Origin of the sequence: Aeromonas media (genome assembly GCF_020423125.1) — a bacterium.
GTDB classification, from domain to species: Bacteria; Pseudomonadota; Gammaproteobacteria; order Enterobacterales; family Aeromonadaceae; genus Aeromonas; species Aeromonas media.
In genome coordinates, this window is the sequence record NZ_CP075564.1 from 4,298,295 (window position 1) to 4,324,206 (window position 25,912).

The window sequence follows — 25,912 nt, forward strand, 5'->3', positions numbered from 1 at the left end:
CTTCGTTAATCGACCCTAGCGGCGGCAGTAGTCGATGATAAGATCCATAAAGGCCTCTCCGAAGCGCTCCAGCTTGCGGTGACCGACACCGTTGATGGCCAGCATCTCGTCCTCGGTCATCGGCATCAGCTGGGCCATCTCCACCAGGGTAGCGTCGTTGAACACCACGTAGGGCGGCACCTCTTCATCCTCGGCGATCTGCTTGCGCAGACCGCGCAGCTCCTTGAACAGCCGCTTGTCATAGTTGGCGTTGTCGAGCAGGCCGCTGCGCTTCTCCTTGCGGCTGGAGATGGGCTGCAAGCGTGGCACCGCCAGGGCCAGCGTCGTCTCACCGCGCAGCACGGGGCGGGCCGCCTCGGTCAGCTGCAGCACCAGGTTGCGGGTGATGTTCTGGGTCAGCAGCCCCTTGTGGATCAGCTGGCGGATCACGCTCATCCAGTATTCGTGGCTCTGATCCTTGCCGATGCCGTAGGTCGACAGCTTGTCGTGACCGTGATCCTTGATGCGTTGGTTGAGCGAGCCCCTGAGCACCTCCACCACATAACCTACCCCGAAGGCCTGACCCACCCGCCAGACGCAGGAGAGCGCCTTCTGGGCATCCTCGGTGCCGTCATAACTCTTGGGGGGATCCAGGCAGATGTCGCAGTTGCCACACGGCTTGTCGTTGTACTCGCCGAAGTAGTTGAGCAACACCTGACGGCGGCAGGTCTGCGCCTCGGCGAAGGCCGCCATCACGTTGAGCTTGTACTGCTCCACCTGCAACTGCTGGGGATTCTCTATGTTGTCGAGCAGGCGCCGCACCCGGCCAATGTCGGCGGGATCATATAGCAGCAGCGCCTCAGCCGGGGTGCCGTCACGGCCGGCCCGGCCGGTCTCCTGATAGTAGGATTCGATGTTCTTCGGAATGTCGTAGTGCACCACGAAGCGCACGTTCGGCTTGTCGATCCCCATGCCGAACGCCACCGTCGCCACCACTATCTCGACATCGTCCTTGAGGAAGGCATCCTGGGTGCACAGCCGCTGATCCAGCGGCAGGCCCGCATGATAGGGCGATGCCTTGCAGCCATGGCGGGAGAGCCGCTCTGCGACTTCCTCCACCCGGTTGCGGCTGGAGCAATAGACGATGCCGCAGTTGCCCTTCTGGCTCTGCACGTAGCGCAGCAGTTGCTCGGCCCCCTTGAACTTCTCCACCAGGCTGTAACGGATGTTGGGCCTGTCGAAGCTGGCGGTGTGAATGAAGGGATCGTTGAGTTCCAACCGATGCAGCATGTCGCTGCGGGTCGCCTCGTCGGCAGTGGCGGTGAGCGCCACCACAGGCACTTGGGGGAACCACTGCTTGAGCCGTCCCAGCGCCGCGTATTCGGGGCGAAAATCGTGGCCCCACTGGGAGACGCAGTGGGCCTCGTCGATAGCGAACAGCCCGAGGGGCAACTCTGCCAGTCGATCCAGAAACTCGTGCTGAAGCAGCCGTTCGGGGGAGACATAGACCAGCTTGATCTCGCCACGGCGCATGGCGGCAAAGTTCTGGACCATCTCCTCCCGGCTCAGGGCGGAGTTGATATAGACCGCCGCCACGCCGTTGGCCCGCAGGCTGTCCACCTGATCCTTCATCAGCGAAATGAGGGGCGAGACCACCACTCCGAGCCCGGGGCGGAGCAGCGCCGGGATCTGGTAACAGAGGGACTTGCCGCCACCGGTGGGCTTGAGCACCAGGGCATCACGCCCCGCCACTATCTGCTCGATGATCTCGAGCTGGCCCGGCCGAAATTGCTGGTAGCCGAAGACCGCCTGCAGCAGGGCAAGGGGGGTATCGGGCAAGGTGTCGGCAATGGCGGTCATGGGCTCTCCTTTGGGGTCGCCATTCTAAAGCAGCCGCCGCCCACAATAAACCTGCCATTGCGACTGTTAAGGAAGTGTTGCAGACTGGCTGGAGTTTTTACTCGGCTTTGATGACAGGGATCGGTATCAGAGAATGAAACAGATGTTGAAGAAGATGGCGCTCAGTGGCATTGCCAATCTGTTCGCCGAGAAGATGCCGTTCAACAAGCTCATCGGCATGCAGGTGACCCACTATGACTTCGAGAAAGTGGAGCTGCGCATCAAGATGGATGACAAGCTGATCGGCAACCCCTTCCATAACATCTTGCACGGCGGCGTCACCGCCAGCCTGCTGGATGTGGCCGGTGGCATGATAGTCGCCGCTTCCTGCATCGACGAGCTGGAGGATTTCTCCCCCAGCCACCTCAAGGAACGCTTCTCCCGCCTCGGCACCATAGACCTGCGAATCGACTATCTGCGACCCGGCCGCGGCAACGAGTTCATCGCCACCGCCCACATCATCCGCGCCGGTAGCAAGGTCGCCGTCGCCCGTATGGAACTGCACAACGAAGAAGGGACCCACATCGCCTTTGGCACCGGCACCTACCTGGTCGGCTAATGGCCTTTATTGCATAAAAAGTGCGCATCTAAGCTGATTTTAATCATTAGAATTGTTACCCCCTCCACCGGCCAGGGTCCATACTGAAAGTCGGGATTGTATGCAGAGGGAGGATTGCAGACGATGAGCGCGATGCTGGCTACCAAACCATCCAGAGCCTTGTTGACACAGCTCGAGTCTATGCGCGAAGAAGTGCAGACACCCGAGTGCCATCACTGGTTGGAACAGGAGCTGGAGGGGTATTCTCTCTGTTCACCCCTGCCTTGGTATCGCATCATTGCCTGTCGGCAACGCGGTCACTTCCTGAATCTGAAGACGGGGAAATATCTGACTTGCCACATCGGCAGCCAAACGCTAAGCCAACGCGACCTGGCCCAAGTTCAGTTCATCTATGCCCGTGAACCCGCCGCCCACTATCTACTGCGTCATGATCCCGGTATCGAACCCTGGCCAGAGCAACTGCTGGAAGCGTATCGAGAGCAGTTGATCCCCGGCCATCTCTGCCTGCAGGCCTGGCATGAGCCCGTGTCTTCGCTGCGTTCACAACTGATGGAGGGAATAGCACATTTCATTAGTGAGTACCCCAAGCATGCGGCTCTGCAAACTCAGCACGGCTTCAAGGCATTGCGGCATCAACACTGGCATATCTGATCATGCGCCCCGGGCGCAAGGAGGGCACCATCGACAAGACCCACAACGAGATTGCCACAATCTAGAGTGCCGGAGTCAGGATCAGACTCCACCTGTAGGGCCACCGAGCGGTGGCCCTTTTAATGGGCGGCATTCCACACCGGGCAACCTCCTCTGCATACCACCATCCGTCTGCCTATCACGGCCAAGGCAAATAGCCCAATGCGAAAGACAACCCATTGAACCCCATGCGACTCACCAACACAGAGCAGCATTGTGAGCCACGGCAAGGCGGATCTTTGAGGTCTTGGTCGCGCAGGGCCTCGATGATCTGAGGGCCGATGAACTGGCGATCGGGAGATAACCTGGTCGCAAGGCACATCGCACCATAGGTGCACCCCGATGAGGTGAACATTAAATTTGCCTGCCAGCTCAGGCCAGGCCAGGCCAGGCAGCCGATTGCAATGGCTGGCGCCTTGGTGCCATGCCGTATGTCGCGACGGCAGAGGAAGCAGTGGGAAGCAGTGGGAAGCACAGGTAGTCAGCCCCACAACGTTTGACATGCCAACACCATGTTCCTGCTTCACTATGTCATCGCGTCGTACTGCATCGTGCTTTGCACCGCCTCTGGCGCGAGCAGTACGGTCACCACCTGTCGTGCTGCCAGCCGCAAGTAACCTTCGCCGAGGATCGCAGACACAAAGAAGAGGGGCCCGCTTGTGTCGGGCCCCTCGGTTGAACGCAACGATGCTACACCGTTACGGTCCAGTGCACAGATAGTTGTTGTTGTACTGGTCCAGTGTCGTGGCGAGGTTGTTTGCCTCGGCCGCGAATTGGCCCTTCTTCGGATAATCCCCCATCCCGGTGAAGTTCACCGCGTAGCTGGGCGGCGGTCCATCAAGAATGGCTTGGCCTGCAACCATCGCTGTGACGGCATTCGGACACTGACCCGCCCCGGCTTGCACGTTCAGCTTCGCAGCCAGCAGTTGCGCTGCCATGTTGAACGCCGGATCACTCGACTTCTGCTTGCCGCTCCCGACATCCTGCTTGCTCAGGATACGCACGGCCTCCTGGCAGGTATCCACGAACAGGTTGCCGATATAGACCCCGCCACCGGCAAAGGAGGCCAGCGTCTGATCAAGCACGGGTTCCTGTTTGCCATTGGATTTGGCGCAGGACGCCCAGTTCCGCCAGAAACCGATGGTCAATGCACGGCCACCTGGGGGCGGTGTGTTGTCGATATTGAACACCTTCGTTTCACCCGGCCCCACCTCGAAGTCGCCACAGAGAATACTGTTGTCGATATTCGGGTTGATGACTACGCCATCCGGTGGCATGAACGCATTCGGAACAAAGGTTCCGAAGCTGCTGAGCCACCCCGGCAGCATGATCTCGCAGATCTGATAGGTCTGGCCTGGGATGAGCTCCTGCGTAAACACCAGGGTGCCGCCGTTCCCGGCATTGGCCGACATCGACTCCAGGGTCTCGCCGACGGAGAAGGTGGTAGCCCCCTGCCGCAGCACGAAGGTAAACGAGTAGCTGCCCAAGTCGGGGAGGCCATTCATGGTCTTGAGGACTTGTGCCTTGCCGCGTTCACGGTTCAGGAACGAACAGGAGAAGACCTTGCCTGCATCCTCCGGGTAGTCGACCACGAAGTCGCAGACCTTGTCCTGAATCGGCGAATCCGGGTTGGCCGAAACCAGATCCCAACCCGCCTTGGCCGTCTCGACCACGGTATAGGTACCCTCGCTAGTGAGGAGCAGATCGATGCCAGCGGTCTGGAACATCGAAGGGCCTGCACCCGCACCGACATCTTGCATACTCAACAGCCCGCCATCCGGACCATACAACTTGAAGGTCCAGTAGTAGTCGTCATCCGAGTTTTCGAGTACCGGCTCAGTGGTCTTCTGCACCTGCGCCTTGGCCGGTTCGGTTGTTGGCACATTCTGGAAGTCGACAGTTGCCGAACAATGGGTCGCGATGCCGTCTTCGAGCTGGAGATCCACCGTCCTGGGGTTCGGATACTCGGCTGGGTCGCGCGGGTCAGCCAGACCGACAGGGACGCCAGTGTCACTGCCTGCGGCGAAGAACACGCTGCTCACCTCTTCGACATAATAGGTGTCGGGAACCAGGCCCCACGCCGTGACGGATTGCGTCGTCGCGCCTCCCCCCGTGAAGGTAATAACCTTGGTCTTGCTGAACGATCCATCATTGGCTCGGGTAATGTGGAATGTCACCTCGAGTTTTTCACCCGCATCCAGGAAGTTGGGGATGCTCTTCTCAATCATGAGCTTGGCCATGACCGATGAGGCGATCGGGATCTGCAGTTCGTTGGTGCTGGCAGCAAATCCGTCCGAGGCGGTCAGGTAGGCGGTGTCTCTCAACATGCCCGTCGTGACGCGTTTGGGATCGTCGAGATAAACCATCTTGTCAAAGGTGATGGAACCACTGTCTGTCTGGCCAGTCGTCTGCCACCCTACCTCGCCGTCCGTCTGCGTGTCCGCAATGTAGCCATCCAGGAAGTCGCCGAATGACGGGACTCCGACCGCATACATCAGACCCATGCCGTCGATCTCCTCCACGTCCTTGATGGTCGTCGAAGCATTGGTGACCTCACCCTGCTGGATCTGGGCGTTCGCGACCGCCGTCGTGGTGCCCGGGACCGGGATGCCAGTTGCCTTGTCCGTATAGGTCCCTGATACCTCGTTGTGCAGCCAGTCGCCAACCTTGCCCGCCGTCGCTGCGTCGAATTCGACCGTGAATTCGGCAACCATGCCATTGAAACCGGCAGCGAGGTCAAATGGACCCTCGTTATAGGTATCGAGCAGGGTACCGGTGTTGTCCGAACCCTTGTACAGCTTGTCGGTCAACTCGACGGTGATCGTACGCGCGGCTGGATTCTTCGCATTCAACACTATGTTGACCGCAACCTTGCCACCGATGACTTCCGCCTTGGTCCAGGTGACCGTGATCTGGACGGGAAGGGACGTCGGCGCATCACTGCGGCAGACGTTGCCAAAGTCCAGCGAGTCTTCGGTCCCCTTGGAGATATTCCAGGTCTGCTCCGCGCCCTGGTGGGCCGTCATCGTCTTGGAAATCTCCTGCGGCTCGATCTCCTTCACCGGGATGGAGACGTCGCGTGCACCAGCCCCTCCGGTGCCGAGATCTTCGGCCAGGAGATTGGCGTGCAGCGATGAACCCGGGAACAGGTGCGATCCCAGGGCCAACCGGCCGTAATAGTCATAGACACAGGTGGTATTTTTCGCCTGTGTGACCGTGATCAGTCGGTAAATGGAAATGTCTGTGCCGCCGATGCCGGGGTTCTTGGGGGTTTGCGGCGTCGACTGTGCTGCCGCACAGGACGCACTCGATTTGCCCACATTCAGTACTGGGGCCGAAATAATGTCATATCCGGGTTTGCCTGCATCCTCGTTGTCCAGTACCACACCAAGGGTGTACATCTGGCTGGCAGGGGCGGAATTACCGGCCTGCAGCGTGATGCGATAAGGAACGAGGTCGAGTTCGTTCCACGTCTTGCCCAGGTTGCCAGTGGTGTAGTCCGCGTCGGGGCAGATAAAGGGGCCGCCATCAGGGAAGGTGAAATTCGCATCTTTGCGACATCCCTCCAAGGTAGTCTGCACCCCAACGGGGTCGGCGGCCTGTACCGGCGCCGTGCCGAGCAGCCCGAGCGCGAGCACGGCCCCCAGCGTCGTCTTCCATCGTTTGCTGACGAACATGTCGATGTCTCCTTGACGTTGTCCTTGTGTGGCCGGGAAGTGTCGTTCGACACGAGCACCTACGACCGCCGGTCGTCATGACGAGAGCGATAGAGCAAGTCGTATGCCAGTGGACATGGTGTTTAAAAACAATGAGTTACGGATGCTTGCCATCAGGCATGTCACAGCAGTGAAACACACGGTACCGCGCTACCCGTCGAGATTGGTCACAAGCCTTTGATAATTGAACCAAACGAGCATGGGAGATGCTGTATCGCGATTGATACTCGTGGTGGCGATACCTGACGTGCCATCGCCCTGCTGCGACGCCTGCCTCCAAGCCAATCTGTGTCGTCGCGACGGTGTGAAGGCTCGACATCGTGTCCAGCAGACCGTCAGTGCGACGCGCCATGTGCGCGTCGAGTCGAGGAGCCACAACAGGGGGAGTGAACCGGATGGGCGTGACCGTCCCGGGAAGCATGCCTTTGCATGAGGGATGATGGACCAGACAAGGAAGGACAATGACGAGGAGATGCAGGGGAGATGCCTCATGGCCCTGGGCATTCCAAAAGCGAAAAGGCCGCTCGATGAGCGGCCTTTTCCAATGTGGTCGGTGTGAGAGGATTCGAACCTCCGACCCCTTCGTCCCGAACGAAGTGCGCTACCAAGCTGCGCTACACACCGATGTCTGCGGGGCGAGAATTTACCGAAAGCCCCGACATGACACAAGCCTTTTTTTGCATCTGCCGTAAAAAAAGGGCTTTACGCTCAATAATCCAGCGTTTCATGGCGATCAGGGGCACCGGACTCATCCCAGTACTCGGTTACGCCTTTGGCGGCAGCTGAAACTCGGCTGGTCCCAGCAGACGCCGACGCCAATCGGCAACGACCCCGTGCTCCAGCCAGTGTGCCGCATGCTGCCGCCAATTGGGAGAGAGCGCCGGTTTCTCCAGCAGCAGTTGCAGGTCCCCTTCGTGGCGGGCCTGATTGAACAGGATGTCGGCGGTGCGCTTCACCGTCAGCTCTGGATAGGGCCTGTCCATCAGCAGCAGCTCATCCACCGGATCCACTCGCCCCTCCTCCAGCACTCGCAGCAACCAGCCGCAGCGACCGGTGAGTTGCATCACCTGAGAGAGGTGCGAGTAGCCAAAACGTTGATTGAGCTTGAAGCAGGGGGATCTCGGCTGGCTGATCTGGACCAGGGCGGCGCCGAGGCGATAGACATCACCGATACAGGCCTGCGCCTCGGTCAATCCGAGGCCGGAGAGGTTTTCGCCAAAGGCCGCCGGCAGCCAGGAGGCTCGGGGGGCAGGCAGGCCCAGCGCGGTTTGCCAAGTCTTCCACCAGGGGTAGTGATCCGCGGGATAGTAGTGCAGGGCGCGGTCCGGGCCGCCGTGATGGCGTTTGTCGCTCTGCTCATCGCCTTCCAGGCCCGAGAAGCTGCACCACAGGGGATGGCCTGCCTCATGCTTGTCGATGGCACTGACGAGTCCGGGGGCGAGTTCGGCATTCATCTCGGCGCTCTGGCCGATAAAGAGGGAGATCCGCATTCCATGCTCCTGACGGATGAGAGAATGCGGATCTTAGGGGCTGTTGAGCCGTCAGCGCAAGCCGCGTGACCGCCTCAACAGCCCCGGGGTCAGGCGACGGCCTGCATCTGGGTGGTCATGGCAATCTCGGCACGGCGGCGTTTCTCCGCCCTCGCCATCAGGTACCAGCTGCCGAAGGTGAACAGCGACACCGACAGCAGGATCAGGCTCGCCACCGCGTTGATCTCGGGTTTCACCCCGAGGCGCACCGCCGAGAACACCTCCATCGGCAGGGTAGTGGAACCTGGGCCGGAGACGAAGCTCGCCAGCACCAGATCATCCAGCGACAGGGCGAACGACATCATGCCCCCCGCCGCCAGTGACGGGGCTATCATCGGGATGGTGATCAGGAAGAACACCTTCCACGGCTTGGCGCCAAGATCCATGGCCGCCTCCTCGATGGAGAGATCCAGTTCCCGCAGCCTGGCCGACACCACGATCGCCACATAGGCGGTACAGAAGGTGGTGTGGGCAATCCAGATGGTCAGCATGCCCCGCTCGGCGGGCCAGCCCACCAGCTGGGCCATGGCCACGAACAGCAGCAGCAGCGACAGACCCGTGATCACCTCTGGCATCACCAGGGGTGCCGTCACCATGCCGCCAAACAGGGTGCGGCCCCGGAAGTGGGGGATCCGGGTCAGCACGAAGGCGGCCACAGTCCCCAGCGCCACCGCGGCGATGGCGGTGTAGAAGGCAATCTCCAGGGAGCGGAACACGGAGCCAATCAACTGTTTGTTGTCGAGCAGACCGAAATACCACTTCAGGGACCAGCCCCCCCACACCGTCACCAGCTTGGAGGCATTGAAGGAGTAGATGACCATGATGATCATGGGCAGGTAGATGAACAGCAGCCCCAGCCAGAGCATCAGCTTGGCAAAACCAAAGCGCCTCATACTTTCCCCTCCAGCTCTTTGGCCTGGTTGCGGTTGAACAGGATGATCGGAATGATCAGCACCGCCAGCATCACCACCGCCAGGGCGGACGCCACCGGCCAGTCGCGGTTGTTGAAGAACTCCTGCCACAGTACCTTGCCGATCATCAGGGTCTCAGGGCCGCCCAGCATCTCGGGGATGACGAACTCGCCCACCACGGGAATGAAGACCAGCATGCAGCCGGCGATGATGCCGTTCTTGGAGAGTGGCACCGTGATCTGCCAGAACCGGGTCAGGTTGCGGGCGCCGAGATCGGAGGCCGCCTCCAGCAGGCTTTGGTCATGTTTGACCAGATTGGCATAGAGCGGCAGCACCATGAACGGCAGGTAGGAGTAAACGATGCCGATGTAGACCGCCAGGTTGGTGTTGAGGATCTGCAAGGGCTCGTCTATTACCCCAATCCCCAGCAAGAAGCTGTTGAGCAGGCCGTTGTTGCTGAGGATGCCCATCCAGGCGTAGACCCGGATCAGGATCGCGGTCCAGGTCGGCATCATGATGAGCAACAGCAGAACGGTCTGGGTCTCCTTGTTGGCCCGTGCGATGGAGTAGGCCATGGGATAACCGATCAGCAGGCACAGAAGCGTGCTGATGAAGGCCATCTTGAGGGAACCCAGATAGGCCGCGATATAGAGCTCATCCTCCTGCAGCAGCAGGTAGTTGCCCATGTGGAGCAAGATGGTGAGCTGACTATCTGCCCAGGTCACCACGTCGGTGTAGGGCGGGATCGCCACATCCGCTTCGGCGAAGCTGATCTTCACCACGATGACGAAGGGCAGCAGGAAGAACAGGAAGAGCCAGAAGAAGGGGATGCCGATCACCAGCTGGCGTCCCCCCATCTGCTTGAGTCGTCTCAATGCCTTCATGATTGCAGCACCACGCCGCTGTCATCTTCCCAATAGAGGAACACCTGGTCATCCCAGGTTGGCCGCTTGCCGTGGCGTTCGGCATTGGCGATGAAAGCCTGAACGATTTTGCCCGAGGGCAGCTGGATGTGATAAACCGAGTGGCCGCCCAGATAGGCAATGTCATAGACCTCACCCTTGGTCCAGTTGAAGTCCGGATGCTCGATCTCCTCCGGCTTGTGCAGGCTCATCAGCAATTTTTCCGGCCGCAGGGCGTAGGTCACCTTCTTGTTCTCGGCACGGGAGCTGATGCCATGGCCCACGTAGATGGGCTGCTCCAGGTCCGCGCAGGCGATGGTGGCGTGGTCCTGCTCATCTTCTACCAGCAGGCCGTCAAACAGGTTGACGTTGCCGATGAACTCGCACACCAGCCGGCTGGCCGGGGTTTCGTAGATGTCCATCGGGCTGCCGATCTGCTCGATGCAGCCGAGGTGCATGATGGCGATCCGTTCGGCCATGGTCATGGCCTCTTCCTGATCGTGGGTCACCATGACGCAGGTTACGCCGACTCGCTCGATGATCTCCACCAGCTCCAGCTGCATCTTGGAACGCAGCTTCTTGTCCAGCGCCCCCATGGGCTCATCCAGCAGCAGCAACTTGGGGCGCTTGGCCAGAGAGCGGGCCAGGGCGACCCGCTGGCGTTGACCACCGGAGAGCTGATGCGGCTTGCGACGGGCATACTGGGTCATCTGCACCAGCTTGAGCATCTCTTCCACCCGGGCGTCGACCTCTGCCTTGGGCAGGCCATCCTGCTTGAGGCCGAAGGCGATGTTCTGCGCCACCGTCATGTGGGGAAACAGGGCGTAGGACTGGAACATCATGTTGATGGGACGTTCATAGGGCGGCATGTCGGTAATGTCGACCCCATCCAGGAACAGCCGCCCTTCGGTGGGGCGCTCGAACCCGGCCAGCATCCGCAGCAAGGTGGACTTGCCGGAGCCGGACCCACCCAGCAGGGCGAAGATCTCGCCCTTGTGGATGTTGAGAGACACGTTGTCGACCGCCAGCGTTTCGTCGAACTGCTTGCTTACCCTGTCTATTTTGACCAGCACTTCTTTACGCTGCTGGCTGCCCTCGAGGGCTTTCTTGTAGGCACTGGAGGCTATCGCCATTACCAAACTCCCAAAGGTGATACCGGCCGGGGCCGATCCATCAATACAATCTGGCGCCCCGGGATGGGCGCCAAGGTTAGGTTCCGGACTTGATCTTGGTCCAACTCCGGGTGATCAGGCGCTGCACCGAGCGGGGATGTGCTTCCTGCACATACAGACGCTCCAGCACCGCCTGGGGGGGATAGACAGACTCGTCATCGCGCACGGCCTTGTCCATGAACTCTCCCGCCTTGATGTTCGGGTTCGCGTAGCCCACGTAGTCGCTCACCTTGGCGATGACCTGCGGCTCGAGAATATAGTTGATCAGGGCGTGCGCCTCTTTGACGTTGGTGGCATCGGAGGGGATAGCCATCATGTCGAACCACAGATTGCCCCCCTCCTTGGGGATGCTGTAGGCAATCTTGATCCCCTTGCCCGCCTCGTCGGCCCGGGCCGCCGCCTGCAGTATGTCACCGGAGAACCCCGCCGCCACACAGATGTCGCCATTGGCGAGATCGCCTATGTACTTGGAGGAGTGGAAGTAGGTCACATAGGGGCGCACCTTGAGCAGTTGCTCTTCGGCGCGCTTGAGATCCGCAGGATCGTGGCTGTTGGGATTGAGGCCGAGGTAGTTCAGGGCAGCCGGGATCATCTCGTCCGCCGAGTCGAGGAAGGCCACCCCGCAGTGGGAGAGCTTCTTCATGTTTTCCGGCTCGAAGATGGTGGCCCAGGAGTCAATCTTGTCGACCCCCAGCACGGCCTTCACCTTCTCGACGTTGTAGCCGATGCCGTTGGTGCCCCACAGATAGGGCACGGCGTACTGATGGCCCGGATCCACCTTGTCGAGCTGCTTGAGCAGCAGGGGATCCAGGTTGCTCAGGTTGGGCAGCAGGGCGGGATCCAGCTTCTGGAAGGCCCCCGCCTGGATCTGCTTGGCCAGGAAATTGTTGGAAGGCACAACCAGATCGTAACCGGTTCGTCCGGTCAGCAGCTTGCCCTCCAGCGTCTCGTTGGAGTCAAACACGTCGTAGACGGTCTTGATCCCGGTCTTCTGCTGAAAGTCACTGAGGGTGGTCTCGCCGATATAATCGGACCAGTTGTAAAAATGAACCACAGGGGCTGCCTGGGTCAGATTTGCAAACCCCAGGGTCAGGGCCAGCGTTGCCATCTTGGTCATGTGCACTTATCAGTCCTCATTTGTGTGATGTTGCCAGTTGCGCATCCATACGCACCGTCCAACCTGTCGGGTGGTCACCACCCTCCCGGCCGAACTGCGGACCGGGAGGGGTACTCGTCACTTACTTGCCTGACTTGATCTTGGTCCAGCTGCGGGTCATCAGACGCTGCACCTTGGCCGGCAGATCCGGGAAGGTGTAGATCTTCGCCAGCGTCGCCTCGCTCGGGTAGATACCCGGATCGTTGCGGATCGCTTCGGACACCAGCGGCACGGAAGCCTTGTTCCCGCTCGGGTAACTGACCGCGTCGGAGATCTTGGCGATCACCTCGGGCTGCATCAGATAGTTCAGGAACACATGGGCCGATTCCACGTTCTTCGCATCGGCCGGAATAGCCAGCATGTCGAAGAAGCTGCCGGCCCCCTCTTTCGGGATCACATAGGTCAGATTGACACCGTTTTTGGCCTCGATCGCCCGGGACTTGGACTGCTGCAAGTCACCGGAGTAACCGACCGCCACGCACAGGTTGCCGTTGGCCAGATCCGAAATGTACTTGGAGGAGTGGAAATAGGCGGTATAGGGGCGGATGGAGAGGAACAGCTCCTCGGCCTTCTTCAACTCGTCCGGCTTCTGGCTATCCGGCTTGAAACCCAGGTATTGCAGGGCAGCTGGCAGCATTTCGGTCGGCGAGTCGAGGAAGGAGACACCGCACTCCTTCAACTTGGCCATGTTCTCCGGCTTGAACACCAGATCCCAGGAGTCCACAGGCGCATCGGCACCCAGCACGGCCTTCACCTTCTCGACGTTGTAGGCGTAGCCAATGGTGCCCCACAGGTAAGGGATGGAGTACAGGTTGCCCGGGTCACTCGGTTCGAGCGCCTTGAGCAACGAGGTATCCAGGTTTTTCCAGTTGGAGAGTTTGGACTTGTCCAGCTTCTGGAAGACGCCAGCCTTGATCTGCTTGGCCAGGAAGGGGTTCGACGGAACCACGATGTCATAACCCGAACTGCCTGCCAGCAACTTGGCTTCCAGCACCTCGTTGCTGTCAAACACGTCATACACCACCTTGATACCCGTCTCTTTCTGGAAGTCTTCCAGCGTGGTCGGGCCGATGTAATCGCTCCAGTTATAGACGTGCAGCACCTTCTCGTCGGCCATCGCCCCGGTACTCATCATGACCAGCGCCACGGAAGCAGCCATCATTCCCTTTTTAAAAGACATAGTCCTTGTCTCCTAAGCAAATTGTATGCGTAAGCCAATCTGCCCGGTTGCAGCCTATTCCCGCAGCTTTGCTGCCGTCAGATCCAGACTGAGCCTGGCCAGTTTGACCAATTCATCCACCTGTTCCTCGGTGATCACCAAGGGGGGCGATATGATCATGGTATCGCCGACAGCCCTCATCACCAAGCCATTGTTAAAACAGAACTCCCGACACGTCATCCCGGCGTGCAGTTCGGCCGGGAAACGGCGTTTCGTCTGTTTGTCCTGCACTATTTCCAACGCGGCGACCAGGCCTTTACCCCGGGTTTCTCCCACCAGCGGATGATCGGCAAGCTCGCTCCAGCGGCGCTGCAAATAGGGGCCGATACTATCATGGACGCGCTTAACTATGCTCTCACTTTGCATAAGCTGGATATTGGCGATGGCCACGGCGCAGGCCACCGGATGACCGGAGTAGGTGAAGCCGTGGTTGAACTCGCCCCCCTCTTCCACCAGCACCCTGGCGACCCTGTCGCCCACCATCACGGCCCCCATCGGCAGGTAGCCAGAGGTGATGCCCTTGGCCAGACACATGAGATCAGGCTTGATGCCGAACCCTTCGCTGGCAAACCAGTGGCCGGTGCGTCCAAAACCGCAGATCACCTCGTCGGCGATGAGCAGGATGCCGTACTGGTCACAGATGCGCTGGATCTCGGGCCAGTAGCTGTCGGGCGGAATGATGACGCCGCCAGCCCCCTGGATAGGCTCGCCGATGAAGGCAGCCACCTTGTCCACCCCCTGCGCCAGGATCTTCTCTTCCAGCTGACGGGCACGGGCCAGGCCGAACTCGTGGGCACTCATGCCCTCCCCCTCGCCGAAGTGATAGGGCTGATCGATGTGGACTATGCCGGGAATGGGCAGACCACCCTGGGCGTGCATGCCCTTCATGCCCCCCAGACTGGCGCCCGCCACCGTGGAGCCGTGGTAGGCGTTGTGGCGACTGATGATCACCTGCTTGTCCGGCTGCCCCTTGCTGGCCCAGTAGTGACGCACCATCCGCAGCACGGTGTCGTTGCACTCGGAGCCGGAGCCGGTGAAGAAGACATGGTTGAGATGGGGCGGCGTGATCTCGGCCAGCAGGGTCGCCAGTTCGGCGGCAGGGGGATGGCTGGTCTGGAAGAAGAGGTTGTAATAGGGCAGTTGCTGCATCTGTCTGGTGGCGGCATCCACCAGCTCCTGGCGGCCATAGCCCAGGTTGACGCACCACAGGCCCGCCATCCCGTCCAGGATGCGGCGCCCGTCGGAGTCTTCCAGATAGACCCCCTCGGCCTTGGTGATGATGCGGCTGCCCTTCTTGTTCAGGGCCTGAAAGTCGGTGAAGGGATGCAGGTGGTGGCTGGCATCCAGTTGCTGCCACTCGCGGGTGGTCTGCTTCATTGCTTGCTCCTCGGTTCCTTCGATGTAAGCGATGTTTATTCGTCAATGTCGAGGGTGGCTGGCACTCTCCCGGTCACTGCTACTCACGGGCGGAATGCTGCGTTGCTTGCTCCTCGGTTCCTTCGATGTAAGCGATCTTCGTGCAGGCATCCATGGGCTGGCCCACGGGCACGGTGCGGCCGCGAGCGGGCGCCATCGGCTGCCCCTTACGAGCCAGTGCCATCTTGCTTTGAGAGTGACGGGAGGGACCTGCACCCCTCCCGAGACGGGTCAGACGTTCAGCAGCAGGAATTCCCGTTCCCAGCGGCTGATCACCCCGAAGTAGGTCTCGTACTCCTTGCGCTTGACCGCGACGAAGGCGCGGATGAAGCGCTCCCCCAGCATGTCCTTGATGGGCTCGCACTGCTCCAGATGGCTGAGCGACTCTTCCAGGGAACGGGGCAGGCTGTAGGGCAGGTCATAAGCACTTGCCTTCATCTCCTGCATGGGCTCCAACTTCTCCAGCATGCCGAGGTAACCGCAGGCCAGGGTGGCGGCCAGTGCCAGATAGGGGTTGGCGTCGGCCCCGGCGAAGCGGTTCTCGACCCGGCGCGCGCTCGGCTCCGAGAAGGGCACCCGCAGGCCGCAGGTGCGGTTTTCCACGCCCCACTGCACGTTGCGCGGCGCGCTCTCACCGAAGGTGAGGCGGCGGTAGGAGTTGACGTTCGGCGCCAGCAGGGCGGTCACTGCCGGAGTGTACTTCTGCAGGCCGGCGATGAAGTGCATGAACAGGGCGGAGTTACCCCCTTCGCTGGTGCCAAACAGGTTCCGTCCCTCGACGTCTTCCAGGCTCTGGTGGATGTGCATGGCGGAGCCAGGCTCATCGCTCATGGGCTTGGCCATGAAGGTGGCATAGATGCCGTGACGGTGGGCAGCCTCCCGCATGGTGCGCTTGAACAGGAACACCTGGTCGGCGAGATCGATGGCGTCACCGTGCAGGAAGTTGATCTCCATCTGGGCGGCGCCGGACTCGTGGATCAGGGTGTCCACCTCCAGCTCCTGGGCCTCGCAGTAGTCGTACATGTCCTCGAAGATGGGATCGAATTCGTTGACCGCATCGATGCTGAACGACTGGCGAGCCGTCTCGGGGCGGCCGTTGCGGCCCACCGGCGGCACCAGCGGATAGTCGGGGTCTTCGTTGCGCTTGACCAGATAGAATTCGAGCTCGGGGGCCACTACCGGCTTCCAGCCCTGCTTCTCGTAAAATGACAAGACCCGGCGCAGCACGGAGCGCGGCGCTATGTCGATCAGCTTGCCATTGATGTCGAAACAGTCGTGGATCACCTGAGCCGTGGGCTCCAGTGCCCAGGGCACGAAACGAATGGTGTTGGGATCGGGATAGAGCTGCATGTCCCGCTCCAGCGGGTCGATCATGCTGTCGTCATCCGGGTACTCGCCGGTCACCGTCTGGGTGAAGATGACCTCAGGCAGCCGCATGCCCCCTTCGCGCAGAAACTTGTTGGCTGGAATGATCTTGCCTCGGGCATTGCCGGTGAAATCCGGGAACAGGCACTCCACTTCCGTGATGCGATTGCTCTCCATCCAGCCCTTGATACTGTCCATGTTAAACCCCGACTCTACGGTTGTCATTGGCAAGGGTGTCTAATATAAGGAACACCCTTGTTAAGAAAATGTAATCGACCTCACCATAAAAGCCCGCGATAAAGGCCTTTGTCAAGCAGTGGTGTTTAAAAAACTATAAACAACGGCTGATATAATGACCAGCGCGGCACCAAATACTAAACACCCTGTGTCATGAACAGCCCACTGCAAGCCCGATGCCAAGGATGGACAGATCCTGCTCGATACTCAGTCAGACCCTGTCGAATCGGGCCCATTTCTTTGCAAGGGCGCACAATCCTTATCCGATTCGCTTTGCATACCTGCATTTTTTTGGTACAAGGCCCGCCCTGATTTGCACTCTCCTGCATGGATTTGGTGCAAATCGGACTACAGGGGCTTGGTCTGCGGGCCGACAGCCCCCATAAATGGGAAAAATTGGGAAACTGACTGGTAGCAAACCCTATGTGTGATTTCATGACTGAAGACCAACTGGCCTTTTACAAGGGTCAGATCGAGCGACAAATCCTCGAGCTCGAAGAGCGTCTCAACTCCCAAGCCAGCCAGGCCATCGCCACCGATACCAACGAGATGGCCGATGAAATTGATCGTGCCAGCATCGAGGAGGCCCGCCGTCTGGAGCTGAACCGCATCGAGCACGACAAGCTGCATCTGCGCAAGTTGAAAGGGGCGTTGAAACGCATCAATGAAGGAGACTTTGGCTACTGCGAATCCTGCGGTGACGAGATCTCCCTCAAGCGGCTTCAGGCTCGTCCTGAGTCCCGCTTCTGCGTCGAGTGCCAGAGCACCAAGGAATTCAACGACACCCACGTGTTCCGCCGCGTCGCCTGATACGCCAGTGAACCGTCACCACCTTGTTGCACCGGGCTGCAGGCAAGGCCGTGCACAGGCAGCGGCGTCCGTCTAGACAGACGAGCATGCCGGGCCGCACATGAGCCTTGTTCGCGGCTTCACAGCAAGAGCGTGACAACTTCTGTTAGACTCCGGGCAAGTCCCGGACTCTACAGGAGATCAGAGCGTGAAATGGCTCATCAAGCTGTGTTTGTGCCTGCCGCTGCTGGCACAGGCGCAGACGCTCACCGTCAAGGTCCCCAGCCGACCGATCAATGACCTCGACAGCGAATACCAGCTCAAGCTGCTGGAGCTGGCACTCGACCGTGCCGGACAGCCCTACAAACTGAAGCGGGTCGACCTCAATCTCAATCAGTTCACCCTGCAGCAGGAGCTGCGCAAGGGCAAAACCATCAACGTGTTCTGGATGGGTACCTCCAGCACCCTCGAATCCGCCCTGATCCCCGTCCCCATTCCGCTGTTCCGTGGTCTGGAAGGACTGCGGCTGTCGTTCATCCACGGCGATGCCCAGGAGAAGTTCAACCAGGTCAATACCCTGGCGGATCTCCGGCAGCTGAAGGCGGCCCAGGGGGTTGGCTGGGCCGACAACAAGATCCTGGAGCAGGCGGGCATTGCGACCTATGCGGGACGCTACAGCAACCTGTTCCGTCTCATCAACGACGGCGACAAGCTCGACTTCTTTCCCCGCGGTCTGGTGGAGATCTTCGCGGAACGCCGTGAGCTGGCGGCCCAGTACCCCAATCTCGCCATAGAGCAGCACCTGCTGATCCGCTACCCCTTCGCCGAGTTCTTCTTCGTCAGCCCAGAGTCTCCCAAGCTGGCCAAGGCGATCCAGACAGGACTGGAGCGGGCCTATGCCGACGGCAGCTTCATGAAGTTCTTCCACGAGAATCCCAGGATCCGCGAGGCCCTGGCCAGCGCGAATCTGGAGCAGCGGGTCACCATCTCCCTGCCCAACCCGGACATGACCCCCTTGCTCAGGAGCATTCCAGCCCAATATTGGGACTATCCCCCCAGACAAGGACAATAACGCCGGGATTCCAGAGCCCTATCTGTTGGGACTGTCCCCCCAGACAAGGACAATAACGCCGGGATTCCAGAGCCCTATTTGCTGGGACTATCCCCCTAGGCAAGGGCAGTAACGCCGGGATTCCGGCGCACTGGCGCTGGGACTTGCCACCGCGACAAAGGGCGTGAGTCCCAGACCACAGGCTCGCAGGGAATGAGCGGGCCGGTTTCAACCGCAGCACCAGGGAGGTGCCATGAAACGACTCGACGACTGGTTCAGCGACTACGGCCAGAGCCACCAGCACCCGGTCAATGTGGCCATCCACAAGGTGGCCGTGCCCGGTATCTACCTCTGCACCCTGGCCCTGCTCTGGTGTCTGCCGGCAGGCCCGCTGCCACCGTCCCTCAACTGGGCGGCGCTGGTTGCCATTCCGGTACTGGCCTTCTACCTGCGGCTGTCGTTTGCCCTGTTCGTGGGAATGGCGGCGTTGACCGCGCTGGGGCTGATCATTTGCCACAGCTGGCAAGGCCCCTTGCTGTGGCCGGCCCTGTACGGCTTCGCGCTGCTCTGGGTAGCCCAGTTCGTCGGCCACCGGATAGAGGGGAAGCGCCCCTCCTTCCTCGCCGACCTGCAATTTCTGCTGGTAGGCCCCGCCTGGGTGCTGGCCAGCCTCTATCGTCGTTTGGGCATCCCCTACTGAGGGAAGCCAAAGGAGAAATCATGACACACCACTCCCCCCTCACCCGCGCCCTGCCTCTGCTGCTGGGCGCGCTGTTTGCCGGTCCGGCGCTGGCCGATAAGGCCGACCCCGTCGGCGAGGTGAGCACCGCCTTCAAGCTGGTCGGCCCCAATCACAAGATCCTGGTGGAGGCGTTCGACGACCCGAAAATCGCCGGCGTCGCCTGCTATCTGGCGCGCCCCAAGACAGGGGGCGTCAAGGGCGGTCTCGGGCTGGCGGAAGATCCCTCCCACGCCTCACTGTCGTGCCACCAGACAGGCCCCATCACCCTGCCCGCCAAACTCAAAGCCGGGGAAGAGGTGTTCGACGTCAGCACCTCCCTGGTGTTCAAGGAGCAGAAGGTGGTGCGTTTTTACGACGAGAAGCGCAATGCCCTTGTCTATCTGACTTACAGCACCAAGTTGGTGGATGGTTCGTACAAGAGTGCAGTGAGCGCCGTTCCCATCATGCCGTGGGGCTGAATCCCCACCATTTATCCCGTGATGACGGTCACTATTTGTTGTAATTTAACCACATCATTATCTGCGGAGAGCGCCCCATGAGAGTCGCCGTTTTCAGTACCAAGAGCTACGACAAAGAACACTTCAATCAGGCCAACAGCCAGTACGGCTTCGAGCTGGAGTTCTTCGACGTGCGGCTGGAGGCCAAGACAGCCCGCCTCGCCCATCACTTCCCCGTGGTCTGCCTGTTCGTCAACGATGACGCCGACCGGGAGGTGCTGACCGAGCTGGCCGCCAATGGCACCAAGGTCATCGCCCTGCGCTGCGCCGGTTACAACAACGTGGATCTGGTGGCCGCCAAGGAGCTGGGCCTGAAAGTGGTGCGGGTGCCCGCCTACTCCCCCGAGGCGGTCGCCGAGCACGCGGTGGGCCTGATGATGACCCTCAACCGCCGCATCCATAAGGCCTACCAGCGCACCCGCGACGCCAACTTCTCCCTGGAGGGGCTGGTCGGCTTCAACATGCATGGCCGCACCGCCGGCATCATAGGCACCGGCAAGATCGGCATCGCCACCCTGCGCATCCTCAAGGGCTTCGGCATGCGCCTGCTGGTGAGCGACCCCTACCCGAACCAGGCGGCCATCGATCTGGGGGCCGAGTATGTGGACATCGACACCCTGCTGCGCCAGTCCGACGTCATCAGCCTGCACTGCCCCCTGTTCAAGGAGAACTACCACCTGCTGAACAAGGAGGCCTTCGCCAAGATGAAGGACGGGGTGATGATCATCAACACCAGCCGGGGCGGCCTGCTCGACTCCAACGCCGCCATCGAGGCCCTCAAGACCTCCCGCATCGGCGCCCTGGGGCTGGACGTCTACGAGGAGGAGGAGGATCTCTTCTTCGAGGACAAGTCCAACGAGGTGATCACCGATGACGTCTTCCGCCGCCTCTCCGCCTGCCACAACGTGCTGTTCACCGGTCACCAGGCCTTCCTGACCCGGGAGGCGCTGCACGCCATCGCCGACACCACCCTCGGCAACCTCCAGGCCATCGAGAGCCAGGGCCGCAGCGACAACGAGGTGGAGTGACCCCTCCCCGCAGCGATGAAAACAGAGGGAGCCACTCCCTCTGTCTCCTGCGCAGACAGGCACCCCGCTCGCCCTGTTGTCCCCTTCGACCGCAATAACCATGGCGCCGGGTTGTGAGACTCGGCGCCTTCGGGTAGGCTACCAGCCCTTTTTTGTACAGGAGTCTGGCAAGCATGTTCATCGGATATGCTCACTGTACCTCCGACTGTGCGTCGGGTTGTAAGACCCGGCACCTTCGGGTAGGCCAGTCCTCCTTTTTTGCTCTGGAGTCTGGCACCCATGTTTATCGGATTTGATTACGGTACCTCCAACTGTGCCGTCGCCGTGATGGAACAGGGCAGCCCCAGGCTGCTGACCCTCTCCGGTTCCCACTACCTCCCCTCCACCCTGCACGCCCCACACCGGGACGCCATCGCCGGCCTGCTGGCCGAACGGCTGGCCAGTACGCAGCAGGCGGAGTACCTCAAGCTGCGGGGCCCCGTGGTGACCCGGGCCCAGGCGGTGCGCCGCCAGATGCGCGAAGAGGGACTCATCGACGAGCTCAGCTTCGGCGGTGCGGCGCTGGAGCGCTACCTGGAGGAGCCGGATGACGGTTACTACATCAAGTCGCCGAAATCCTTCCTCGGGGCCTACGGCCTCAAGGCGCCCCAGATAGCCCTGTTCGAGGACATCGTCTGCGCAATGATGCTGCACGTCCGCCACGAGGCGGAACAGCAGACCGGAGCCCCGGTGCGCCAGGCGGTGATCGGTCGCCCGGTCAACTTCCAGGGGCTGGCCGGGGAGGAGAGCAACCGCCAGGCCATCGCCATCCTGGGTGAGGCGGCCCGCCTCGCCGGCTTCGAGCGGGTGGAGTTTCTCTACGAGCCGGTGGCCGCCGGCTTCGAGTTCGAGGCGCGACTCACCGAGGATGCCGTGGTGCTGGTGGTGGACATAGGCGGCGGCACCACCGACTGCTCCATGCTGCGCATGGGCCCGAGCCACCGCGACCGGCTGGATCGCAGCGGCGATCTGCTCGGCCACAGCGGCCAGCGCATCGGCGGCAACGACTTCGACATCCGCCTGACGGTGGAGGGCATGATGCCGCTGCTCGGCATGCACGAGACCCTAAAGACCGGCAAGCCACTGCCCCATCCGCTGTTCTGGGACGCGGCCGCCATCAACGACGTCAGCGCCCAGAGTCGCTTCTACAGCCTGGATACCGCCCGCCAGCTGCAGGATCTGCAGCTCGACAGCCAGCCCGGCAGCAAACTCTCACGGCTCGCCAGCCTGCGGGTCCACAAGCTGAGCCACCAGCTGGTGTGGCGCGCCGAGCAGGGCAAGATCGCCCTGTCCGACCACGAGCTCAATCACCAGACCCTGAACGAGCTGGAGAAGGGGCTGGAGGCGGAACTCACCCGCCCTCAGCTGGCCAGTGCCTCGGCCCCCCTGCTGGAGAAGGTCGGCGAGCTGATGGACGAGGCGATCGCCGCCGCCGGCGTGGCACCGGACCGGATCTTCGTCACCGGTGGTAGCGCCCGCTCTCCCCTCATCAAGGCCTTCATTCGTCAGAAGCTGCCCTCAGTGCCTCTGGAGGGAGGGGATGACTTCGGTTCTGTGGCCTCGGGGCTCGCCCGTTACGCCGAGCGGTTGTTCGCCGGCTGAGACGGTCAGGGGAGCCATGGGTAAACAGGCTCAGCCGGGGCAGGTGTTGCCATTTACCGACACCCCCCTCTCCCTGAGGGCGACAGAAGCGGTCGGGCCGGCCCCCCCGTGCCCTGCCTCCCGGGCCATGGCACGGGTATGCTTGTCACTCCCCCCCACCGGAGCCCCTTTCATGCCCAGATTTCTGCTACTGCTGCTCGCCCTGCTCCTGCTCAGCGCCTGCAGCAGTACTCCCCGCTTCGCCTCGCAAGATCTGCAGCACCACCACTGGGTGCTCGACAAGCTGGATGGCCAGGCCATCCCCAGCAGCCGCATCAATCCCCCCGACATAGAGATAGGGGAACACCTCACCGTCAATGGCATCGCCGGCTGCAACCGCTACTTCGGCCAGGGCCACCTCGAGGATGACAGACTCTGGGTCACCAGCCTGGGCAACACCGAGATGGCCTGTCTGGCGCCGCTCGATGCCGTGGAGCAGGCGGTGCTGACCACCCTGACCGAGGGTGCCACCCTGAGCGGCACGCCACAGACCCTGATCCTGACCGGAAAACAGCACCGTTTGGAATACAAACTGCGAGACTGGGTGTACTAGGGCTCACAAAACCACTCACCGACAGGAACAACTGACCCAGCTGTGGCACAATATGAGGCAATGTTCGCAATGGAGGCTGCCTCAGCCATGTCGATGGATCGCCTGTTTGGCAAGATCAAACAACTGCCCACAATCCCGCAACTGCTGCACGAGCTGATGCAGAGTTTCAACGATGAGAATGCCCGCATCGACGAGATCGCGGCCAAGATCGCCATGGACCAGGTGATCAGCGTCAAGGTGCTGCGGATGGCCAACTCCGCCGCCCTGCGCCGGGGCAACGAGGTGACCTCCATCGAGCAGGCGGTGATCCGTCTCGGCTTCAACCGCTTGCGCTCCGTGGTGGTCGCCTCCGGCATCATCAGCAGCTTCAAGGCCCCCCCTGGCTTTGACAAGCACCGCTTCTGGACCCAGACCTTCCAGGTCGCCACCATAGCCCGCACCCTGGCCCAGCAGACCAAGGCGGTGGATCCGGAGAGCGCCTTCACCTGCGCCCTCATTCACAACATCGGCGAGCTACTGATCCAGAGCACCTTGCCGGAGGAGGCCGGGCTCATCAACCTGGCCATCGAGAAGGGGAGCAGCCGGGTCGAGGCCCAGCGGGAGATGCTGGGGTACGACTATGCCCAGCTCGGCGCCGAGCTGGCGAAACGCTGGAACCTATCGGCCTCCTTCGTCGATGCCATCGCCCAGCAGCTGGATCCCCTCTCCCACGATCCCGTCAGCAAGGAGGCGGTGCTGATCCGGCTCGCCGTCTTCGTCTCCTTCGCCTGGCACGCCGGAGTACCGGCCCAGACCATCATAACGCGCTTCCCCAAGCCGCTGGCCGACCAGCTCGGGCTGGATCCCGCCACCCTGGCGGATCAGCTGGAGCAACTTCACGAACAGGGCAATGCCCTCGCCGACCTCCTGACCCAGTAGCCTCTGGCCACCCTCTGATGCAGTAGATACCATGACCCATCCCTTCCTGTTTCATCCCCAGGTGGCACCCTGGTTCAAAGAGAGTGCCGATACCCTGTTGCTCACCCTGTTCAGCGAGCTGGACGCCCCCATCCGCGAGGTGTGGCTGCGTCACGAGCCGGACAACGAGGAGTACCTGGTGGCCATGCGCCCGGTCTCGACCCGGGACAGGCTGCAGGTCTGGCAGGTCGAGCTGCCGCTGGCCAGAGGGCAGGAGATCCACCTCTACTGCTTCAAGTGCCTCACAGACGAGGAGCAGTGGTGGCTGCACGGGGCGGGCGTCAGCGCCGCCATGCCGCCGCGGGAGCAGCATTTCCGCTTCAACAGCCATCACCAGCCGCCGACCTGGGTACAGGATCAGGTCTTCTACCAGATCTTCCCCGACCGCTTCTGCAACGGCGATCCCTCGCTGAGCGTCAAGCATCACGAGTACGAATACCGCGGCAAGGCGGTCATCAGCAAGGCCTGGGGGGAACCGGTCAGCCGCCACGAGGAAGGCCACGGCGCCTGCGAGTTCTACGGCGGGGATCTGGCGGGGATAGACGCCAAGCTGCACTACCTGCAATCCCTGGGGGTGACGGCGCTTTACCTCAACCCCATCTTCGATTCGCCGAGCAACCACAAGTACGACACCCAGGACTACTACAGTGTCGACCCGCACCTCGGCACCAATGCCCAGTTTGCCGAGCTGACCCGCAACCTGCACCAGCGCGGCATGAAGATCATCCTGGACGCCGTGGTCAACCACACCTCCACCGATCACCCCTGGTTCTGCCCGCCGCTGGGGGCCCAGAGCAACCCTGACTCCCCCTGGCGCAGCTTCTACACCTTCGACACCGAGGGGGACTACGTCAGCTGGAAGGGCATTCGCAGCCTGCCCAAGCTGGACTTCTCCAGTGAGCAGGTGCAAGACGCCGTGTATCGGGCAGACAACGCCATTCTGCGCTATTGGATGCGTGCCCCCTACCAGATCGATGGCTGGCGCTTCGACGTCATCCACATGCTGGGGGAACGGGGCTCGGCCATGGGCAACAGCGGCCATGTGCGCGCCATTCGCGGCGCGGTGAAGCAGGAGAACCCTGACGCCTACGTGCTCGGCGAACACTTCTTCGAGGCAAGCCAGTGGCTGCAGGGGGATCAGGAGGACGGCGCCATGAACTACTACGGCTTCGCCCACCCCATCCGCGCCTTCCTGGCGGGGCAGGACATCGCCTATCATCCCATCCGGATCAGCGCCGAGGAGCTGGACCGCTGGCTCAAGCTGGCCCGGGCTCATATCCCTTTCAAGAACCAGCTGGCCCAGTTCAACCTGCTGGACAGCCACGACACCGCCCGCTTCCTGCGCCTGCTGGGGGAGGACAAGCAGCGGATGCGGCTCGCCGCCACCCTGCTCATCACCTATATCGGTGTGCCCTCCATCTACTACGGCGACGAGGTGGGGCTCTCCGGCGGCAACGATCCGGACTGCCGTCGCTGCTTCCCCTGGGACACCACAGACTGGGATCACGTGCTGCACGATCACTACCGCCGCCTGATCCAGATCCGCAAGCAGCGCCCGGCCCTGCGCCGGGGGGACATCCAGACCCTCTACGCCGGCCCTCACAGCTATGTGTTTGCCCGCACCCTGCAAAGCGATCAGGTGGTGGTGGCCTGCAACCGCCACCCCACGGAGCCGCGCACCATCAGCCTGCCCCTGTGGCAGACCGCCAGCCCCGCCAGCCGCTTCACCGACGCCTTCAACGGCGACAAGTTCGAGGTGGTGCAAGGGGAGGTGCAGCTCACCATACCGGCCAACTCGGCCAGGGTGCTGCTGTCGAGCTGACAACAAAAACCGGAGCCCAAGGCTCCGGTTTTTCTTCATGTTG

Annotated in this window: 21 protein-coding genes and 1 tRNA gene; 11 read left to right on the top strand and 11 right to left on the bottom strand. The window is 61.4% G+C overall.

Annotated elements, in window-relative coordinates; all coding sequences use genetic code 11:
- Nucleotides 1-15: 15 nt before the first annotated feature.
- Nucleotides 16-1,839: an ATP-dependent DNA helicase RecQ gene (gene recQ / locus KI797_RS19885; RefSeq protein ID WP_226170746.1), complete on the bottom strand. Its 1,824-nt coding sequence runs from the start codon at nucleotides 1,837-1,839 to the stop codon at nucleotides 16-18.
- A gap of 133 nt (nucleotides 1,840-1,972) precedes the next feature.
- Between recQ and KI797_RS19890 the strand changes: the two genes are divergently transcribed.
- Both KI797_RS19890 and KI797_RS19895 read left to right on the top strand, forming a co-directional pair.
- Entirely contained in the window at nucleotides 1,973-2,437 is a 465-nt protein-coding gene (locus KI797_RS19890) for a thioesterase family protein (protein ID WP_226170748.1), read from the top strand.
- 123 nt (nucleotides 2,438-2,560) lie between these two features.
- On the top strand, nucleotides 2,561-3,088 hold the full coding sequence (locus KI797_RS19895; RefSeq protein WP_043128692.1) for a hypothetical protein: 528 nt from the start codon (nucleotides 2,561-2,563) through the stop codon (nucleotides 3,086-3,088).
- Nucleotides 3,089-3,825: 737 nt separating this feature from the next.
- Here the strand turns inward: KI797_RS19895 and KI797_RS19900 are convergent.
- The 10 genes from KI797_RS19900 to KI797_RS19945 all read right to left on the bottom strand — a co-directional run bounded on the left by KI797_RS19900 (nucleotide 3,826) and on the right by KI797_RS19945 (nucleotide 16,711).
- Complete coding sequence (locus KI797_RS19900; protein WP_161507713.1) at nucleotides 3,826-6,804, bottom strand: hypothetical protein; 2,979 nt, start codon at nucleotides 6,802-6,804, stop codon at nucleotides 3,826-3,828.
- A 586-nt stretch (nucleotides 6,805-7,390) separates the two neighbouring features.
- Nucleotides 7,391-7,467 (bottom strand) — tRNA-Pro (locus tag KI797_RS19905).
- Between the two features lie 140 nt (nucleotides 7,468-7,607).
- A complete protein-coding gene (locus KI797_RS19910) occupies nucleotides 7,608-8,333 on the bottom strand; it encodes an MOSC domain-containing protein (RefSeq protein ID WP_226170750.1) in 726 nt (241 codons plus the stop codon).
- 89 nt (nucleotides 8,334-8,422) lie between these two features.
- Entirely contained in the window at nucleotides 8,423-9,265 is an 843-nt protein-coding gene (locus tag KI797_RS19915; RefSeq protein ID WP_025328719.1) for an ABC transporter permease subunit, read from the bottom strand.
- On the bottom strand, nucleotides 9,262-10,167 hold the full coding sequence (locus KI797_RS19920; protein WP_043128697.1) for an ABC transporter permease subunit: 906 nt from the start codon (nucleotides 10,165-10,167) through the stop codon (nucleotides 9,262-9,264). Before KI797_RS19920 ends, KI797_RS19915 begins: the two co-directional genes overlap by 4 nt.
- Entirely contained in the window at nucleotides 10,164-11,318 is a 1,155-nt protein-coding gene (potA, locus tag KI797_RS19925) for a polyamine ABC transporter ATP-binding protein (protein WP_005328474.1), read from the bottom strand. Before potA ends, KI797_RS19920 begins: the two co-directional genes overlap by 4 nt.
- 76 nt (nucleotides 11,319-11,394) lie before the next feature.
- Nucleotides 11,395-12,474 carry a polyamine ABC transporter substrate-binding protein gene (locus KI797_RS19930; protein ID WP_041206589.1) on the bottom strand — a complete coding sequence of 360 codons (1,080 nt, stop codon included), beginning with the start codon at nucleotides 12,472-12,474 and terminating at the stop codon, nucleotides 11,395-11,397.
- 121 nt (nucleotides 12,475-12,595) lie between these two features.
- On the bottom strand, nucleotides 12,596-13,693 hold the full coding sequence (locus KI797_RS19935; RefSeq protein WP_041206590.1) for an extracellular solute-binding protein: 1,098 nt from the start codon (nucleotides 13,691-13,693) through the stop codon (nucleotides 12,596-12,598).
- A 54-nt stretch (nucleotides 13,694-13,747) separates the two neighbouring features.
- On the bottom strand, nucleotides 13,748-15,109 hold the full coding sequence (locus KI797_RS19940) for an aspartate aminotransferase family protein (RefSeq protein ID WP_226170752.1): 1,362 nt from the start codon (nucleotides 15,107-15,109) through the stop codon (nucleotides 13,748-13,750).
- A gap of 270 nt (nucleotides 15,110-15,379) precedes the next feature.
- Nucleotides 15,380-16,711, bottom strand: coding sequence for a glutamine synthetase family protein (locus KI797_RS19945; protein WP_161507715.1), 1,332 nt, complete (start codon nucleotides 16,709-16,711; stop codon nucleotides 15,380-15,382).
- 462 nt (nucleotides 16,712-17,173) lie between these two features.
- Between KI797_RS19945 and KI797_RS19950 the strand changes: the two genes are divergently transcribed.
- The 9 genes from KI797_RS19950 (at nucleotide 17,174) to malZ (ending at nucleotide 25,869) form a co-directional block, all read left to right on the top strand.
- Nucleotides 17,174-17,560 (top strand): TraR/DksA family transcriptional regulator, encoded by a 387-nt coding sequence (locus KI797_RS19950; RefSeq protein ID WP_005328486.1) that lies wholly within the window; start codon nucleotides 17,174-17,176, stop codon nucleotides 17,558-17,560.
- Nucleotides 17,561-17,747: 187 nt separating this feature from the next.
- A complete protein-coding gene (locus KI797_RS19955; RefSeq protein WP_161507716.1) occupies nucleotides 17,748-18,611 on the top strand; it encodes a hypothetical protein in 864 nt (287 codons plus the stop codon).
- Between the two features lie 232 nt (nucleotides 18,612-18,843).
- Nucleotides 18,844-19,290, top strand: a complete 447-nt coding sequence (locus KI797_RS19960; protein ID WP_161507717.1) for an Mpo1 family 2-hydroxy fatty acid dioxygenase — start codon at nucleotides 18,844-18,846, stop codon at nucleotides 19,288-19,290.
- Nucleotides 19,291-19,310: 20 nt separating this feature from the next.
- Nucleotides 19,311-19,790, top strand: coding sequence for a CreA family protein (locus tag KI797_RS19965; RefSeq protein WP_161507718.1), 480 nt, complete (start codon nucleotides 19,311-19,313; stop codon nucleotides 19,788-19,790).
- A gap of 77 nt (nucleotides 19,791-19,867) precedes the next feature.
- Nucleotides 19,868-20,857: a 2-hydroxyacid dehydrogenase gene (locus KI797_RS19970; RefSeq protein ID WP_005325476.1), complete on the top strand. Its 990-nt coding sequence runs from the start codon at nucleotides 19,868-19,870 to the stop codon at nucleotides 20,855-20,857.
- A 279-nt stretch (nucleotides 20,858-21,136) separates the two neighbouring features.
- The gene (gene yegD, locus KI797_RS19975) at nucleotides 21,137-22,498 is read left to right on the top strand and encodes a molecular chaperone (RefSeq protein WP_161507719.1); all 1,362 of its coding nucleotides are present in this window, start codon (nucleotides 21,137-21,139) and stop codon (nucleotides 22,496-22,498) included.
- 172 nt (nucleotides 22,499-22,670) lie between these two features.
- Nucleotides 22,671-23,090, top strand: coding sequence for an META domain-containing protein (locus KI797_RS19980; protein ID WP_005325473.1), 420 nt, complete (start codon nucleotides 22,671-22,673; stop codon nucleotides 23,088-23,090).
- 69 nt (nucleotides 23,091-23,159) lie between these two features.
- The gene (locus KI797_RS19985) at nucleotides 23,160-24,008 is read left to right on the top strand and encodes an HDOD domain-containing protein (RefSeq protein ID WP_161507720.1); all 849 of its coding nucleotides are present in this window, start codon (nucleotides 23,160-23,162) and stop codon (nucleotides 24,006-24,008) included.
- A gap of 31 nt (nucleotides 24,009-24,039) precedes the next feature.
- Nucleotides 24,040-25,869, top strand: a complete 1,830-nt coding sequence (gene malZ, locus KI797_RS19990; RefSeq protein WP_161507721.1) for a maltodextrin glucosidase — start codon at nucleotides 24,040-24,042, stop codon at nucleotides 25,867-25,869.
- Nucleotides 25,870-25,912 lie beyond the last annotated feature (43 nt).